Source organism: Brevibacterium sp. LAARM2_SD2 (assembly GCF_057364785.1).
Map to the genome: position 1 here is coordinate 19,736 of NZ_JBNFOM010000011.1, position 17,030 is coordinate 36,765.

General features: G+C 68.2%; 12 protein-coding genes. 6 read left to right on the top strand and 6 right to left on the bottom strand.

From position 1 onward, the window contains the following. Positions 1 to 21: 21 nt before the first annotated feature. Positions 22 to 870, bottom strand: a complete 849-nt coding sequence (locus AC2W7K_RS08750; RefSeq protein WP_232623539.1) for an IclR family transcriptional regulator — start codon at positions 868 to 870, stop codon at positions 22 to 24. Between the two features lie 145 nt (positions 871 to 1,015). Between AC2W7K_RS08750 and xsc the strand changes: the two genes are divergently transcribed. The 6 genes from xsc (at position 1,016) to AC2W7K_RS08780 (ending at position 10,185) form a co-directional block, all read left to right on the top strand. Further along, positions 1,016 to 2,836 (top strand): sulfoacetaldehyde acetyltransferase, encoded by a 1,821-nt coding sequence (xsc, locus tag AC2W7K_RS08755; RefSeq protein WP_198498301.1) that lies wholly within the window; start codon positions 1,016 to 1,018, stop codon positions 2,834 to 2,836. Positions 2,837 to 2,896: 60 nt separating this feature from the next. Next, complete coding sequence (locus AC2W7K_RS08760) at positions 2,897 to 4,363, top strand: sodium:solute symporter family protein (protein ID WP_198498300.1); 1,467 nt, start codon at positions 2,897 to 2,899, stop codon at positions 4,361 to 4,363. 66 nt (positions 4,364 to 4,429) lie between these two features. Beyond that, the gene (locus AC2W7K_RS08765) at positions 4,430 to 6,028 is read left to right on the top strand and encodes an amidohydrolase (protein WP_486006015.1); all 1,599 of its coding nucleotides are present in this window, start codon (positions 4,430 to 4,432) and stop codon (positions 6,026 to 6,028) included. Then, positions 6,028 to 6,954: a CobW family GTP-binding protein gene (locus tag AC2W7K_RS08770; protein WP_198498298.1), complete on the top strand. Its 927-nt coding sequence runs from the start codon at positions 6,028 to 6,030 to the stop codon at positions 6,952 to 6,954. Before AC2W7K_RS08765 ends, AC2W7K_RS08770 begins: the two co-directional genes overlap by 1 nt. Before the next feature lie 144 nt (positions 6,955 to 7,098). After that, positions 7,099 to 8,265 (top strand): acyl-CoA dehydrogenase family protein, encoded by a 1,167-nt coding sequence (locus tag AC2W7K_RS08775; RefSeq protein ID WP_198498297.1) that lies wholly within the window; start codon positions 7,099 to 7,101, stop codon positions 8,263 to 8,265. Positions 8,266 to 8,445: 180 nt separating this feature from the next. Next, a complete protein-coding gene (locus AC2W7K_RS08780) occupies positions 8,446 to 10,185 on the top strand; it encodes a class I adenylate-forming enzyme family protein (protein ID WP_198498296.1) in 1,740 nt (579 codons plus the stop codon). Between the two features lie 49 nt (positions 10,186 to 10,234). On the opposite strand, the gene AC2W7K_RS08785 is transcribed toward AC2W7K_RS08780, so the two are convergent. The 5 genes from AC2W7K_RS08785 to AC2W7K_RS08805 form a co-directional block, all read right to left on the bottom strand. After that, positions 10,235 to 12,631 carry an AAA family ATPase gene (locus AC2W7K_RS08785; protein WP_486006016.1) on the bottom strand — a complete coding sequence of 799 codons (2,397 nt, stop codon included), beginning with the start codon at positions 12,629 to 12,631 and terminating at the stop codon, positions 10,235 to 10,237. A 17-nt stretch (positions 12,632 to 12,648) separates the two neighbouring features. Continuing rightward, positions 12,649 to 12,876: an ATP-binding protein gene (locus AC2W7K_RS08790; protein ID WP_486006017.1), complete on the bottom strand. Its 228-nt coding sequence runs from the start codon at positions 12,874 to 12,876 to the stop codon at positions 12,649 to 12,651. After that, positions 12,873 to 14,006 (bottom strand): metallophosphoesterase family protein, encoded by a 1,134-nt coding sequence (locus AC2W7K_RS08795; protein ID WP_198498294.1) that lies wholly within the window; start codon positions 14,004 to 14,006, stop codon positions 12,873 to 12,875. The genes AC2W7K_RS08790 and AC2W7K_RS08795 overlap by 4 nt, the downstream gene beginning before the upstream one ends. 226 nt (positions 14,007 to 14,232) lie before the next feature. After that, a complete protein-coding gene (locus AC2W7K_RS08800; protein ID WP_198498293.1) occupies positions 14,233 to 15,600 on the bottom strand; it encodes an SLC13 family permease in 1,368 nt (455 codons plus the stop codon). Positions 15,601 to 15,783: 183 nt separating this feature from the next. Beyond that, positions 15,784 to 16,947: a PrpF domain-containing protein gene (locus tag AC2W7K_RS08805; RefSeq protein WP_344251333.1), complete on the bottom strand. Its 1,164-nt coding sequence runs from the start codon at positions 16,945 to 16,947 to the stop codon at positions 15,784 to 15,786. Positions 16,948 to 17,030: the final 83 nt, after the last annotated feature.

A 17,030-nucleotide genomic window follows, 5' to 3' on the forward strand; every position in this document is an offset into this window, starting at 1 on the left:
GGCGACGCATTCGTGGTCGTATCAGGCGATCTCGGTGCTGCGGTCGATGTCGTCGATGCGGGAGATCTTCTCGGCTGCGGCCTGCACCAGCGGCAGGAGAGCGACGAGATCGTCCTCGGACTTCCGCAGCACCGGGGCCTGAATGGCCACGCACTGATTCGACCTCCCCGCTTCTCCGGGGACGAGCACGGCCAGGCACACGAGTCCGTCGAGGTACTCCTGGCGGTCGACGGCGAATCCCTGCTCCCTGATCTCGGTGAGCTCCGCGTCGATGCGGTCCGGATCGGTCATCGTGTGTGGGGTGAAGGCCGGCAGCTGCGACCCGGCCAGCAGACGGCGGCGCTGAGTCTCACCGTACTGGGACATGATCATCTTCCCGCTGGCCGATGCGTGGATCGGCACGCGGGCTCCCGCTTCGAGGTGGACCCGCAGGGGGTGCTGAGTCTCGACGCGGTCGAGGTAGATGACGTCGCTGCCGGCGACCGTCGTGAGGTTGCAGCTCTCCTCGACATCCTCGGCGAGCTGGGCCAGGATCGCGCGACGAGCCCCGTGCCGTGTGTCGTTGAGCAGAATGTCCTCGGCCATGCGCCGCAGGCGCGCACCCGTTCCATAATGCCGGCCGTCGCTGTGCCGGGTGATGAGACCGGCGCCCTCGAGCTGCTGGAGCATGCGGTGAAGCGTGGGCTTGGGCAGTCCGGTCTGCACGACGAGGGACTGCAGGGTGAAGATCTCGTCGCGCGTCGAGATCAGCTCGAGCAGCGAGATGAGGCGCAGCGCCGGCGTCTCCCCGACGAGCGAGAGTTCGGCGCCGAGGCCCGGTTCCGCGAGATTGTCCATGAGCACGCCCTCCTTGGTGTCTCGGAAAATCATACCAAACAGAATAATAACCGGAACACGTATTGACGCGGTCGCCCGCCACCGCCTAGTGTTCTAAGTGTTCAACTTTTTCATCCGAATTGAACGAATAAACGAGACCTCGAAGACGTGGTCTTCCCAACCTCAAGGAGGAGTTGGCATGACAGAACTCGCTGATCGGACCGAGGTCGACGCACCCGAACACGCTCCGAAACCGCAGAAGATCACCTCCTCGGAGGCATTCGTCGAGACCATGGTGGCCAACGGCGTCACCGATGTGTTCGGCATCATGGGATCGGCATTCATGGACGCGATGGACATCTTCGCGCCGGCCGGCATCGACTTCGTTCCGGTCGTCCACGAACAGGGCGCGGCCCACATGGCCGACGGATACGCTCGGGCATCCGGCCGCCACGGAGTGGTCATCGGGCAGAACGGGCCCGGCATCTCGAACTGCGTGACCGCGATCGCGGCGGCCTTCTGGGCGCACTCCCCGGTCGTCATCGTCACGCCCGAAGCGGGCACTAACTCGATCGGGCTCGGTGGATTCCAGGAAGCCAATCAGCTGCCGATGTTCCAGGAGTTCACGAAGTACCAGGGCCACGTGACGAACCCCGCGCGGATGGCCGAGTTCACCGCCCGCTGCTTCGACCGGGCCCAGTCGGAGATCGGGCCCACCCAGCTCAACATCCCCCGTGACTACTTCTACGGCGAGGCGGCCCCCGACATCCCGCAGCCCCAGCGCATCGATCGCGGTGCGGGCGGCGAACAGAGCCTCAACGATGCCGCAGAGCTGCTGGCCCAGGCGAAGAACCCGGTGATCATCTCCGGCGGCGGAGTCGTCATGGCCGACGGAGTCGAGGAGTGCATCGCCCTGGCCGAGCGCCTCGGCGCACCCGTGGTCAACAGCTACCAGCACAACGATTCGTTCCCCGCCAGCCATCCGCTGTGGGCGGGCCCTCTGGGCTACCAGGGGTCGAAGGCGGGAATGACCCTGCTCAATCAGGCCGACGTCGTCCTCGCGCTCGGCACCCGCCTCGGACCGTTCGGCACGCTCCCGCAGTACCAGTTCGAGTACTGGCCCACGGAGGCGAAGATCATCCAGGTCGACGCCGACCACAAGATGCTCGGACTGGTGAAGAAGATCGACGTCGGCATCTGCGGCGATGCCAAGGCCGTGGCCGCCGAGCTCCTCGGGCGCCTCAACGAGAAGACCGTCATCAGCGACGCCACCAAGGACGAGCGGGCGAATCTCATCCGCGCGGAGAAGGAGGCCTGGGAGGCCGAACTCGATTCCTGGACCCATGAGAAGGACGAGTTCTCCCTCGACGTCATCGACGAAGCGGAGAAGGAGGAGGGCAACTGGCTCCATCCGCGTCAGGTGCTGCGTGAGCTCGAGAAGGCGATGCCCGCCGACGTCATGGTCTCCACGGACATCGGCAACATCAACTCGGTGGCGCACAGCTACCTGCGGTTCGAGCGTCCGCGCAGCTTCTTCGCCCCGATGAGCTTCGGCAACTGCGGCTATGCGCTGCCGACGATCATCGGCGCGAAGCGAGCCGCTCCGGAGCGCCCGGCCATCGCATATGCCGGTGACGGCGCTTGGGCGATGAGCATGGTCGAGGTCCTCACCGCCGTCCGCCATGACATCCCCGTCACCGCGGTCGTCTTCCGCAACCGCCAGTGGGGTGCGGAGAAGAAGAACCAGGTCGAGTTCTACGGTCGCCGCTTCATCGCCGGTGAGCTCGACAACGGGGAGAGCTTCGCGGCGATGGCAGAGAGCATGGGCGCCGATGGGATCGTCGTCGACAGGCTCGAGGACGTCGGCCCTGCACTGCAGCGGGCCGTCGATGCGCAGATGAACGAGGGCAGGACCACGGTCATCGAGATCATGTGCACGAAGGAGCTCGGCGATCCGTTCCGGCGCGACGCACTGCGGATGCCGGTCCGCACACTCGACAAATACAAGGACTTCGTCTGAGGAAGAGGATCAGGGCGCGCGGCAGCAAGCCGTGCGCCCCTTCGCCGTAGGGAGACTCCGTTGAACTGGTACATCGTCTGGATACTCGCGTTCCTCGCCCTGCTCTTCGCCGTCAGCCTCCGCTCCTCGAAGACGGTCAAGACGGCCGACAACTACGTCATGGGCGACTTCAGCCTCGGCTTCTTCCCCATCTGCGGATCGGTGATCGCCACCGTCACCGGTTCCGCGGCCCTCATCGGCGCCGCCGGCAAGGGATTCACCCTGGGTGTCTCCTACCTCATCACCAGCCTCGCCTTCGTCGGCTTCACCATCGCCACCGTCATCGTCCTCGGCCCGACGATCCGCAGGCTCCGGCTCTACACGCTGCCGGAGCTCTTCGCCCGCAGGTTCGGCAGAGCCGCAGCCCTCATCCCCGCCCTCATCACCGGACTGCTCTACATGACCCCGACCTTCGGGATGCAGCTGGTCGGCATGGCGGCCCTGCTGTCGTCGGTGACACCGATCCCGACGTTCTGGGGAGTGCTCCTCGGCTTCCTCGTCACGCTCGCCTTCACCATGATCGGCGGACTGCCGAGTGTGGCCTGGACGGACGCGATCCAGACCGTCGTCATCCTCGCCGGCGTGGTCCTCGCTCTCGTCGTCGGCATCGCCGCGCTCGGCGGTCCGGCAGAGGTCGTGGCAGCCACTCCCCCACAGCTGCTCGAGTTCGACAGCATCGGCGGCATGGAACTCCTCAACTGGTTCCTCATCTTCGGGCCCTTCTACATCGTCTGGCAGACCACCTGGCAGCGGCTGACCGCCGCGAGTACGCCGAAGATCGGATACTCGGCCGTGACGATCGGCTTCATCGTGTCCGGACTCGTCAGCGTCGTCGCCGTCCTCATCGGCATCGCCGCCCTCCAGCGATTTCCCGCCGACACCAAACCCGACCTCGTCTACACGAGCTTCATCTCCGAGATCTTCCCGCCGTGGCTCGGAGGCCTGCTCATGGTCTCCCTCGTCGCCGCCCTGCTCACCGGCGCCACCTCGTTTCTCCTCAGCGGGGCCATCAACATCTCCAAGGACATCTATCAGGGGTGGGTCAACCCCGGTGCCGGGGACCAGCGGATCCTCGTCGTCTCGCGGCTGTCGGTCGGTGCGATGGCGGTGCTCGGACTGGTCATCGCCCTGCTCATCGACGACATCATCGCGATCTACGAGCTGGCGCTGACGTTCACCGCGTCGACGCTCGTCATGCCCGTCCTCGCGGCGATGTTCTGGCGCCGAGCCACGACGACCGGGGTCATCGTCAGCATGGTGGCGGCTGCCGCCGCAGCCGTGCTGTGGAGGCTGGCAGGCACTCCCTTCGGTCTGCACGAGATCGCCCCCGGACTTCTCGTCTCAGCGATTACCCTGGTGATCGTCAGCCTTGTGTCTCGGCACTCCGCCAACGAGACCGTCACCGCCTACGCGCTGGAGGGACGCGGGACCCCGACCGGCGAATCGACCGACGCCCACGAATCGAGGACACTGAGCAATGAATCCTGAGGACACCATCGTCTACCCCGCGCGCGGATCCGCACCGGTGATCCGTCGTTCCCCGTCGCTGAGGCCGTGGCCGTGCGCGGTGACCGGATCCGCGCGGTCGGCATCGTCGAGGAGCTGCTCACCTACCCGGGTGCCGTCCTCGACGAGCGCTACGGGGATGCCGTCATCCTCCCGGGATTCGTCGAAGCGCACACCCATGCCGGCACCGGCAATGTGTGGAAGCAGACCTACGTCGGATTCCTCGACCGCACCGAGCCCAGCGGGCGCCACTGGCCCGGCTGCACGAGCATCGACGAGGTCGTCGAACGGCTCAGAGTCGCCGAAGCTGAGCTCGACGATCCGCAGCAGCCGCTGCTCGCGTGGGGATTCGACCCCATCTACTTCCCCGGGGAGGCATTCACCGCAGCCGACCTCGACGCCGTGTCGCCGCACCGACCGATCCATGTCATCCACACGAGCGTGCACGCGTGCGTGGTCAACTCCGCGGTCATGTCGCGCTACGGCATCAGCGCAGACACGATGGTGCCGGGCGTGGTCAAGGACTCGTCAGGAGCACCGACGGGCGAACTGCGGGAATTCACCGCGATGGCGCTGGTCAGCGACCTGACCGAGGGCACCGGTCCGCTGAGCATCGACGCCGCGGCGCTGCGGGCCTTCGGACAGGAGGGGGTGAACACCGGGACGACGACGCTGACCGATCTCGGGTCGCTGACGCTGATGGATGATGCCGGCGTCGACCTCTATCGCAGCGTCGTCGACGAGACCTTTCCGGCCCGCCTCAATGTCTTCCATTTCGGTGCGGGCGTCGGAGCGCCGCGGCCGTCACTGAGCGATGATGCCGCGCGCCTCGTCGACCTCGCAGGACAGTCATCGGCGCACCTGCGCCTGGGCAACGTCAAACTCATGCTCGACGGGTCGATCCAGGGGTTCACCGCCCGACTCGAGGCGCCGGGCTATTTCGGGGACGAGCCCAACGGGCTGTGGAACGTCACCCCCGAGGAGTTCTATGCGGCGTTCAGCGTCTTCCACCGCGCAGGACTGCTCATCCACGTGCACTGCAACGGCGACCAGGCCACAGAGCTGTTCCTCCAGACCCTGCAGCGCGTCCTCACCGAAGCCCCCAGGCCGGACCACCGGCACACGTGCACGCACTCCCAGCTGACGACGGCCGCCCAGTACCGGCGCCTGGCAGCGCTGGGCGCCTGCGCGAACATCTTCGCCAATCACATCTTCGCGTGGGGCGATCAGCACATGGACATCACCCTCGGTCCCGACCGCGCCCGACGCATGGACGCCGCCGCCACCGCACTGCGGGAGGGCGTCCCGATCTCCCTGCACTCGGACTCGCCGGTCACCCCGTTGGGACCGCTGCGCACGATCACGCACGCCGTGACGCGCAAGAGCCAGACCGGACGGGTGGTCGGCGACGGCGAGGCGATCAGCGTCGACGAGGCCGTGCGGGCGATGACGCTGGGCGCGGCCCATATGCTCCACATGGACCACGAGGTGGGTTCGCTCGAGGCAGGCAAGTATGCCGACTTCGCCATCCTCGCTGACGACCCGTACGAGGTCGACCCCGACCGGATCGGCGATATCCACGTCCGCGGCACCGTCGTCGGCGGCCGCCATTTCGACTCCCGCATCGCCGCCCCTGCAGACAGCTGATGAGCGCACGCCTGAGCATCATCGGCGGCTACCTCGGCTCCGGCAAGACGACGCTCATCAATGCCCTCCTGGCGGCGGGGACCCTCGGACGCACGGCCGTGCTCGTCAATGATTTCGGGGAGATCAGCATCGATGCCTCCCTCGTGGCATCACAGACCGAGGACACCGTCGAACTGACCAACGGCTGCATCTGCTGTCAGATCACCGATGACCTCGGCCGCGCGATGCGCGCCTTCTCCGACCGTGACGATGTCGACCACGTCCTCGTCGAGGTCAGTGGGGTCGGCGATCCCACCGTGCTCGGAGCCTGGCGGCGCTTTCCCGGCTTCGCACCGGGTCCGATCATCGTCTGCGCCGATGCGACGAATCTCCGCACACTGCTGTCCGATCGGTTCGTCTCCGATCTCGTCGAACGCCAGATCGGCGGGGCCGACATCGTCCTCGTGACCAAAGCGGACCGTGCCTCCGCCGCGGACATCGCATGGACCCGACAGGCGAGTCTGCGGTTGGCTCCGAACGCCGAGATCCTCGATGCCGATCCTTCGCACCTCCCTGCTCGGCTCTGCGGAACCGAGGTCAGTCCCCGGGCGGGCACGCTCCCCGGCGCCCCAGCGCCGGCACCCGATGCAGGTGGAGTCCACTGTTCGCGCACGGTCGACGGACTCGACACCGTGGATCCGGCCGCGATCCTCTCGATCCTCTCCGACCACCGTGCCCTCCTCGCCCGCGCCAAGGGCTTCATCGGCGACGGTCACGGACGCTGGCACGAGGTGCATCTGGCGTCCGGGCGCATTGAGTCACGCCCCCTGCCGCGATCATCTGCGCCGCCGGGCACGGCACTCGGCACCATCGTGCTCATCGCCGCCGGAGACAACGCGCAGAGGACCGTGGAGACGGTCGCGTCTGCGCTGGCGGCGGTGCGCTGACGGATTCACCCGGCCGGCGACGCGCCCCTGCTTGACCGCCCTCGCGGCGAGTGCCAAACTGAACGAACGATCAGTGACTGTGGTCACGAGCTCCGCGACGAGGCGGAGGCGGCCCGCTCACGGCACCAATGGAGGACGAACCCTGTGAAGCGCAACCTGTACGACGACGACCATGAAGCCTTCCGCGACACCGTCGGCGCCTTCCTCGACCGGGAGGTCGTGCCGCACGTCGAGGAGTGGGAGGAGAACCACCTCGTCGACAGGGGCATGTGGGAGAAGGCCGCGGCGGCCGGCATCATCGGGCTCGCGATCCCCGAGGAGTTCGGCGGCGCCGGCGTCGACGACTTCCGCTTCGAGATGGTCCGGTCGGAGGAGATCGCGCGCCGAGGCGTCGGCGGAGTGACCGCGGGGTGGGGCGTGTCCGACGGCATCGTCCCCGGCTACCTCATGGCCTTCGGCACGCAGGCGCAGAAGGAGAAGTACCTCACCGGCCTCGCGACCGGTGAGATGATCGGCGCGATCGCGATGACCGAGCCGAATGCCGGTTCGGACCTCCAGGGCATCACGACGAAGGCCGTGCGCGATGGCGACGAGTGGGTCATCAACGGCGCGAAGACCTTCATCACCAACGGCATCCACGCCGACTTCGTCATCGTCGTCGCCCGGACGAACCCCGAGGCCAAGGCCGCCCGCGGGACATCGCTCTTCATCGTCGACGCCGACGCTCCGGGCTTCGAGCGCGGACGCAAGCTCAAGAAGCTCGGGATGGAGGCGCAGGACACCGCGGAGCTCTCGTTCACCGACGTCCGCGTTCCGGCCGACGCCCTCCTCGGCGAACTCGACAACGGCTTCATCCACCTCATGGTCAACCTCCCCACCGAGCGCCTCCTCATCGGCTCGGGGACCTTGGCCGCAGCGCGCGCCGCCCTGACATGGACGGCGGACTACGTGTTCGACCGCCCGGCGTTCGGTCAGACGATCGGGGACTTCCAGAACACCCGCTTCGAACTCGCCGAGCTCGAGACCCGTGTCGACGCGCTCGAGGCGTTCATCGACCGATGCGCGCTGGCCCTCAACGCCGGCGAACTCACCGCAGTCGACGCCGCCAAGGCGAAATACCTCGGCTCCGACCTCGAGATCGAAGTCGTCAACCGCTGCCTCCAGCTCTTCGGCGGCTACGGCTACATGCTCGAGTACCCCATCGCGCGCGTGTTCAAAGACAACCGGATCCAGGCGATCTTCGGCGGAGCCAACGAAGTGATGAAGGAGCTCATCGGCCGCGACATCGCTCAGCGCCACCGCACACGCTGAGGCCGTGACACCGGGACCCGGCCATCCTGTGATGCCGATCACAGAAAATCATTGACGCACCCCGGTCGACGTCAATAGGGTGAAGAGCACTGAACGAATGTTCACTCGGAGGGTCGACGCGGACTTCATCACCGACGATGCGCGTGCGCGGCCGCCGACGACGCTGGAGGCGATGACGCGATGAGCTCTTGGTTCGATACCCGACCGTGGATGGCGACGTGGGGCGACATCGCCCCGACACCGCACGTCCTCGAGACGTCGACGACGCTGCGGGACCTCGCGGCGACCGTCGAGGCGCACGGCGACGAGGTGGCGCTGACGTACTTCGGGTTCGCACCGACATGGGCGGAGTTCGACCGGTATTCGACGGCGTTCGCCGCCTACCTCAGCGACCAAGGCATCACACCCGGTGACCGGGTGGGCATCTACGACCAGAACACGCCGGCGTTCATGATCGCGACCTACGGGATCTGGAAGGCCGGCGGTGTCGTCGTCCCCCTCAATCCGATGTACCGCGGAGAACTCGAGCACGTGTTCTCCGACGCCGAGGTCAGAGCGCTCGTCGTGTCGAAAGCGGCCTATCTCGATCGCGTCAGGCCCTTTGCCGCGGACATTCCCACCATCGTGCTCGCCGATGACCGCAGCTACCAGGTCGACGGACCCGAGAAGCTCTTCGCGTTGTTCGACGCCCTTCCCGGCACCCCCGGGGTCAGCCCGGAACCGGGTGCGCCGGACCACCTCGGCGGGCCGGACTTCCAAGCCGTCGTCGACGCCTATCTCGATGCGGACTTCACGCCCGTCGACGTCGCGCCCGAGGATGAAGCGCTCGTCGTCTACACCTCCGGAACCTCGGGTCGGTCGAAGGGAGCGTCGGGCACGCATGCGGCGGTCTCGAGCAACTCCCGCTACAACATGCGCAATTCGTGGTTCGAGCCCGGCGACGGCTACCTCACGCTCGCCCCGATCTTCCACATCACCGGGTTCATCTGCCAGTTCATCGCCGCGGTCTCCGGTGGCGCGCGCCTCATCCTCAACTACCGGTTCGAACCGGAGTCGTTCCTCGGGCTCATCGTCAGGGAGCGGCCGACGTACATGGCGGGTCCGGCCACCGTCTACACGGCGATGCTCGCCCATCCCGCCGTCACCGCCGACCACTTCTCCTCGTTCAAGCGCGTCATGTCCGGTGGCGCGCCCCTGCCCGAGGGACTCGTCACGAAGTTCAAGGAGAAGCTCGGCATCGACATCGGCCAGGGGTACGGACTGACGGAGACGATGGGGCAGGCGGTCAGCGTCCCGTTCGGGCTGCAGGCACCGGTCGATCCCGACAGTGGCAACCTCTCGTGCGGGCTCCCCCAGCCGGACACGATGGTGCGGATCCTCGATGACTCCGGTGAGCCGGTGGGCCCGGGCGAACTCGGCGAGGTCGCGATCTCAGGCCCCGAGGTGGCCTCGGAGTACATCAACAACCCCACGGCCACGTCCGATCAGATCCCCGCCGGAGAGCTGCGCACCGGGGATGTCGGCTACATGAATGAGGACGGGTGGCTCTTCATCGTCGACCGGAAGAAGGACATGATCAACGCCTCCGGCTACAAGGTGTGGCCGCGTGAGGTCGAGGATGTCCTCTACACCCATCCGGCGGTTCAGGAGGCTGCCGTCGTCGGTGTTCCCGACGAGTACCGCGGTGAGGATGTCGCCGCGTTCGTCACCTTGCAGCCCGGCGCCGAGGCGACCCCTGAGGAGATCATCGCCTACTGCCGTGACCGTCTCGCCTCGTTCAAGGCCCCTCACCAGGTGACGTTCATCGACGAGCTGCCGAAGACGAGTTCGGGCAAGATCCTGCGCCGCACGATCCGCGCCGATGCCGCCGCGGCTGCCACGGCAGCAGCCTCAGGCGACCGCGGAGCCGCCACCGGGTGATCCCCGGTCCGGCCCGACCATAAGATCGCACCGCCCCGGGCGCACCGACCTACCCCAGGCTCACCCGGGAGGCCCCGCCGACACGGGCGAAACGGTCGGGCTGACAGGTGAGCAGCACGACCTGCGCGGTCTCGCCGATCCGGCCGAGGATGACGTTGAGGGCGGCGAGGCGCTTGGGATCGGCGAATCCGAAGGCATCGTCGAGGATGACCGGGGCGCCGGTCTGCGGGTCGACGAGGGCGGCCACGGCGAGGCGCCCGATGAGGGAGAGCTGCTCCTTCGTTCCGCCCGAGAGCGAATCGAAGGGCACAGTCGTGCCGTCGAGCGTCCGTGAGGCGATCTCGAGATCCTCGGAGACCTCGACGGCGAACGTCGGACCGAAGACCATTCGGCCCAGCCGCTCGATCTGCTCCTTGAAGGGCGCCACATACTTCCGCTGAGCTTCGGCCTTGTGCGCGTAGACCGTCGAGCGCAGCAGCGCGATCGCCTGCGCGCTCCGCTCGACCCTCGCGAGTCTCGCCTCCGCCGTCTCGAGCGTTTCCCGTGCCGCCCCGACCTTCTCGAAGATGCCCTCGCTGAGGCGATCGTCGATGAGCGCCGTGAGCTGGTCGACCTCCTGCCGGTCCGCAGTCTGCTGCGCCTCGTTGTCGGCGACGACCTTGCGGGCGTTGTCCCGCCTGGCCTCAAGCGTCTCGGGGTCGGCCGCCTCATAGGCGGCTCTCGCCTTGCCGAGCGCCGCCTCGGCCTCCTCGGCCCGTGCCCGAGCCGCGTCGAGGGCTGCGGCGAGACTCTCATCGGAGTGGTCGGCCTGCGCGGCGGCCACCGCCGCCTGCAACCGCTCCGACTGCGTCCGAGCCTCCTGCAGGGTCGTCTGAGCGCGCACCGTGTCGACTCGCGATTCGTCGCGGACGGCGCGGGTGCGCTCGAGGTCGGCTTCGGCTTCGGTGACGGCGGTCTGGGCTGCGTCGGCTGCCGCGTCGGCCTCCGCGACGATCTCCTCGAGTTCATCGACCGATGCGGCGTCCTCGGCAGTCCGCTCCTCGCGGGCGGACTCGGCCTGGGCATCCTCTGCCGAGCCGTCACCGGCGATGAGCGCCTCGGCGCGCGCGAGCTTCGCGTCGAGGTCGTCGCGTTTGTCCCGTCCGAGCAGCGCCGTCAGCGTCGCCGTCGTCTCGGTGACGACCGCCTCGGCATCCGCCCGGCGATTCGCCTGCTCGCGCGCCTGGTCGAGCGACTCGACACCGAGACGCTCCATCTCTGCGGTGAGCGCGCGCTCGGCAGTCGTCACGGCACGATCGAGGTCGACCGGCGACGCTCCCGGGCTCACGGTGATGTCGGCGATGCCCGTGATGGCGATGCGCACGTCGTCGACGACGGCGACCTCGCCCGTCTCCTCGGCGGCGATGTCGGCGCCGTCGACGGCGATGGGGGTCTCACCGAGGCGGGTGACCCGCACCTGCGCAGCGGCCGACCGCTTCGCACCGCTCGCGATGCGCACCTCGGTGTCGAGTCCGACGAGCCGGTCGACGTCGGCGGTCGTAACCGCGATCGATCCGACGACGGCGCGTGCCCGGTTCCGGGTGTCCTCGAGCGTCCGGATCTCGTCGAGTCGTGCCCGCAGGGAGGTGACCTCACCGCGAGCCCTCGCACGTGCCACATCGCGGGAGGCACGCTTCGTCCGCTCCCGGGCATCGTCCAGCGCGGTCCGCCGCTCACCGAGGAGCTGCTGGGCGGCCTCGAACGCCGCATCGCGCTGCGCGTGCGAGGATTCGAGATCGCTCGCAGCGGTCTGCGCTGTCTCGACCGCTGTCTCGGCGGCGGTGGCCTCGGCGAGGAGAGTCGTGCGCCGCTCCACCGCATCGGCGGCGAGCGCGGCCTCCCGACGAGCCGCCTCGGTGCGCTCCTCGGCCGCGTCGACCGCGGTGCGCAGCTCGGCGACAGCGGCGAACGCGGCGTCGGCGTCCTCACGCTCACTCAGCGCCCGGGCCAGACCATCGCGGACGGACTCGAGTCGGGCCGTTGCCCGCGCATGCCGGTCGACGAGCGCGTCAAGGTTCTCGCTGCGGTCGACGAGGGACGCGAGTGCTTCGGCCGCCAGGGGCACCGCCTTCTGCAGCTCACCGTACTCCCCCGTCGGTCGGCCCGACTTCGTGAAGTGCTTCGCGTATTCGACGTCGACCCTCTCGAGGAACGCATCGTGGTCGGCGACCTCGACGCCCGTCTCTCCGAGCGCCGACTGCAGGGCACTGATCTGGGCCATCGGCGCCTGTGCGAGGCTCTCTCCCTGCGCGACGTCGAGGGCGACGAGGAGGTCGACGTCGACGGTGTCGGCGAGGATCGCCGCGAAGCGCTCATGGGCCTCATCGCCGGAGAGCTGCTCGGGGTGCGGCCGGAGGATCGACAGCGTCGTCGACGGGCCGCGCAGCCACCGCTTCGCGTACGTCATCTCGATGTCGCCGCTGGTCAGGTGGAGTTCGACCTCGGGACGGCGTCGACGCCGATGGGCTGGAGGTCTTTGATGCTCGCCTTCTTCGAACTCGCCTTGTCCTCCCGCAGGTGGGTGATCGCCTCGTGGATCGAGGACTTGCCCACTTCGTTGGGGCCCTCGACGATCGTCACACCGGCAGAGAACTCCACGGTCGCGTCGGTGATGCCGCGATAGTTCTGCAGTCTGATCGAGTGCAGTCTCATGCTCCGCTCCTCGCGAATCGGTAGAGGAGGCCCAGAGCGTCCTGCGCCGTGGCCGCCGCGGGGTCCTCCGCGGTGGCGCGTGCGGCGAGCTCGTCGAGCGAATCCTCAAGGTACCCGCTCAGCCCGAGACCGGCGAAGTCCTCATCGGCGGCGACCACGGCGATGTCCGAATGCCGCTCCCACACGGACACGAGCGCGAAGAGATCCCCGGCATGGTCGAGCACCTCGTCGAGCCGGGCCTTCGCCGCCGTCGACAGGGTGCCGCGGAGGATGAGCCACACCGCGGTGCGATCCTTCTCCGGGATCTCCCCGAGGCGGGTCTCCAGGGCCGCGACATCATCATCGGAGTCGACGTCGGCCTCGATGACCGTGAACGCCCACTGCCCGACGGGGATCTTCTCGACGTCGACGGCGTGCGTCTGGGCGTCGATGTCGACGAGGAGGACGTTGCCGGGATCGTCCTCACGCCGCGAGGTGACCTCGGGCGACCCGGGGTACCAGATCCGCTCGGCTGCGGAGTAGGTGGCGTGCCGGTCGCCGAGGGCGACGAACTGCGCGCGGTCCTCTCCCAGCAGCCGCTCCAGCCCCGCCTCGTCGATGGTCGCCAGCGAATCGCGGTCGGGGTCGAGCGAACTCACGGCACCGTGGCCGGCGATGATGCGCACCTGCCCGGCGGGCACCTCGGCGAGGTCCTCCGTGGCAGCGGCGACGAGATCATTCAGCGGTCGCTTCGAGAACCACGGGGCGCCGACGACCTCGACGCCGGGGACCACCTCGGTGGGGGTGGAGTCCCGGAGCACCCGGACCACGGCCGGCTGCCGGGAGACGAACGACGGGGAGTCGTAGATCGAGGACGCGTCGAGGGGATCGTGGTTGCCGGGCAGGAGGACGACGGGGACCGTGAAGCCGGCGAGGACGTCGAAGGTGCGGGAGACGATGGCCCGGTCGAGCTGGTTGGATTCGAAGACGTCTCCGCAGACGAGGACGAAGTCGACGTCGCGCTCGGCTGCGAGCTCACCGATCCGGCGGATCGCGTCGAGCCGGGCGCGCTGGTAGCGGGGGCGCGCCTCGGCGCTGAGGAAGTGGGCAGTCATGCCCAGCTGCCAGTCCCCGGTGGCGATGAATCTCATCGGTCCCCTCCTCACGTTCGCCTCAATCCTATGTACGCTCACGAGGCTACGGGACGGGCCTGACACGGACAGTGACGCACGTCATGACGGACGCGACTCATGTCCCGCCGCCTCGGCGAACACCGGTGCGATGGCCGAGGTGGTTGGACGCGAGGAGGGGCCCGACCGTTCGGTCGGACCCCTCCGGTGCGCTGCGCTGTCCGCGGGGGACGGCGCTGGCCGCGCGTCACATGATGCCGGTGACGACGAGGAGCAGCCACGTGAGCAGCGGGGCGAGGGCGACGACGATCGCCCCGTAGATGATGAGGTCGCGCCAGATCGTCTTCGCCGCCGTGCCCTTCGCATTGGCGATGACGAGGGCGCCGTTGGTCGAGAACGGGGAGACGTCGACGATCGTCGCGGAGATCGCCAGGGCCGCCATCACCGCGGTCGCGCTGAGATCGCTCTGCTCGAGCAACGGGATCGAGAGCGGGATGAACGCGGTGAGCAGGGCCGTCGAGGAGGCGAACGCCGAGCTGATGCCGATGACGTAGCAGAGGACGACGGCGACGAGCAGCGGCACGCCGAGCGCGACCGCCATCGTCGACAGCGAGTCGATGACTCCGGCCTTGGTCAGGAGGCTGATGTAGACGATCATTCCCGACACGAGGAGCACCGTCGACCACGAGATCCCGGAGACGAACGTGTCCGCGTGGTGCATCGAGGTGAACGCGAGGACGAGACCGCACGTGAGCCCGAGGAAGCCGATGGGCAGTTCGAAGCCGACCGCGCCGATGACCATGACGCCGATGAGGCCGAGGGTCAGCCACACCTGCGGGGTCAGCGTCGAGGTGCGCACCCGCTCCGGTGCCTTGAGGGCGAGACCGCCGCCCCCGTCGGTCCGCTCGGGACCGGCGCTGCCGTCGCGTCCCGTGCCGGGTGCGCTGCTTCCGGCGCCGAGGTTGTCGTCCGTGCCGTCGGTGACGGCCTCGGGTTCGGGGGTGGTGCGCAGCCGGCCGAGGGCCTTCATGACGACGACGGTGAGGATCGTGACGATGACGTTGATGACATAGGAGGCGAGGAAGAGGGCGCCGGTGTTGATCTCGAACCCGTTCTCCATCGCGATGTCGCGGACGATGATGCCCGAGACCGAGATCGGCGAGAAGGCCCCGGCGTGGGCGCCGTTGATGATCATCGCGCCCATGACGACTCCGCTGTAGCCCGAGGCCGCGCTGAATCCCATGGCGGCGGGGGCGAGCAGGGCGACGGCGGCCGGGGAGAACGTGCCGAGCGAGGTGAGGATCGAGGCGATGCCGAAGAAGATCCACGGCACGATGCCGAGCCGTCCGCGCACCGCCCTGACCGCGAGGTCGACGAGGATCTTGATGGTCCCGTTGCGCTGGGCCATGCTGAAGAAGAACGTCACGCCGACGATCGTGAGGACGATGCTCGCCGGGAACTCTTCGAGGATCTCCTTGTCGTCCATCCCGAAGACGAAGGTGCCGAAGACGAAGGCGCCGACGAACCCCATGATCCCGATGTTGATCGGCCATTTCGTGGCGGCGATGAACATCACCACCAGTACCACAAGGATGAGAATCTGGACGAGGGTCATGAGGTGTCCTCCAACTTCATTGTCAGTGTGATCGTGCCTGAAAACGCTGGGTGCCGCCCGAACAGTCCGGGCTCTGGGCACCGAGGTGACCGTGGCGGTCACCGTGTGTGCGACGGGTGTCGATGGTGCTGGTGCGGAGGTGTCGTGCGGGTTTCGGTGGCCCGCCCGCCGCCGGTGCTCCGCTCAGCCGACGAGCGGCAGGGCGATGTCGACGTCGGGCAGGTCGATGGCCGCGTTGGCGATCCGCCGGGCCACGCGCCGCACGCCGAGGCGCGTGACTCGGCCGTCTGCGTCGAGCTGGACGCGGCAGGTGACGACACCGGCCGGGGTGCCGATGCGGATGCTCACCTCCTGGTCGTCGTCGGTGGGGGTGTCGTGCGCGGGGTGGTCGGCGCCGAGGATGTCGTGGACGAGGCTGCCCTCGACGAAGGCGTCGCGGGCGATGGCGATCGCCGAGGTGATGCCGATCGCCGGGTGCGGATCGAACATCGAGACCATCCGCACGAGGATGTCGCAGTCGCCGGCGGCGATCCGCTCCCCCGTCGTCGTCACGTAGTCCTGCGGGGCGGCGACGATGCCGATCTTCGGCACGGCCGGACTCGCCTCCTCTCCTTCGATGCTCAGCCCCATCGCCGGGGAGGCCGCGGTGCGCACGGCGAGCAGCTCCGGCAGGCGCAGACGCACCTCGGGCAGGGTCTCGATGCCGGTCATCCCCAGCGATTCTGCCGCGATGAAGCAGGCCGGCGCCCCGGCGTCGATCGCACTGACCGTCACCGTGCGGGTGCCGACGTCGAGCCTCGACGTCGCCTGGCCGAGCGGCAGGAGCTCCCCGGTCGAGACGCCGTCGACGTTCTCGAAGAAGACGTTGACGGGCACGCCCGGCATCGCGCTGCCGGGAATGGTCTCGAGTCCGTCGGTGGGGATCCGGCGGTCGGGGGTGGCCACCTCGGCGACGAGCACCGACCGGGTGTTCTCGTTGATCATGCGCACGCTCGTGCGGTCCCCGGTGGGGCGGACGAGTCCGTTCTGGATCGCGTAGAGCGCGACGGCGGAGGCGCAGTTGCCGCAGTTCGAGGTGAATTCGACGGCGGTCGCCCCGATGCCGACCTGCGCGAAGAGGTAGCTGATGTCGATGCCGGGGATCGCCGAGGGCGAGATGATCGCCGCCTTCGACGTCGTCGAGGAGGCCCCGCCGATGCCGTTGAGCTGGCGGTCGTCACCGGAGCCGAAGGCCGCGGTGAGGGCGAGTGCGATCTGCGCGCGGTCGGCCGGCATCTCGTCGCCGGAGAAGAGCCAGCACTTCGATGTGCCGCCTCGGTACCACTGTCCGTGGAGTTGGCTGTCCACCTGGATGTCCTCGATTCGTCTTGACCCGGCTGCGGTGCCGGCAACTGTCTGTTCGGCTGTTCGTCTGCAGTGCGGGGACTGCA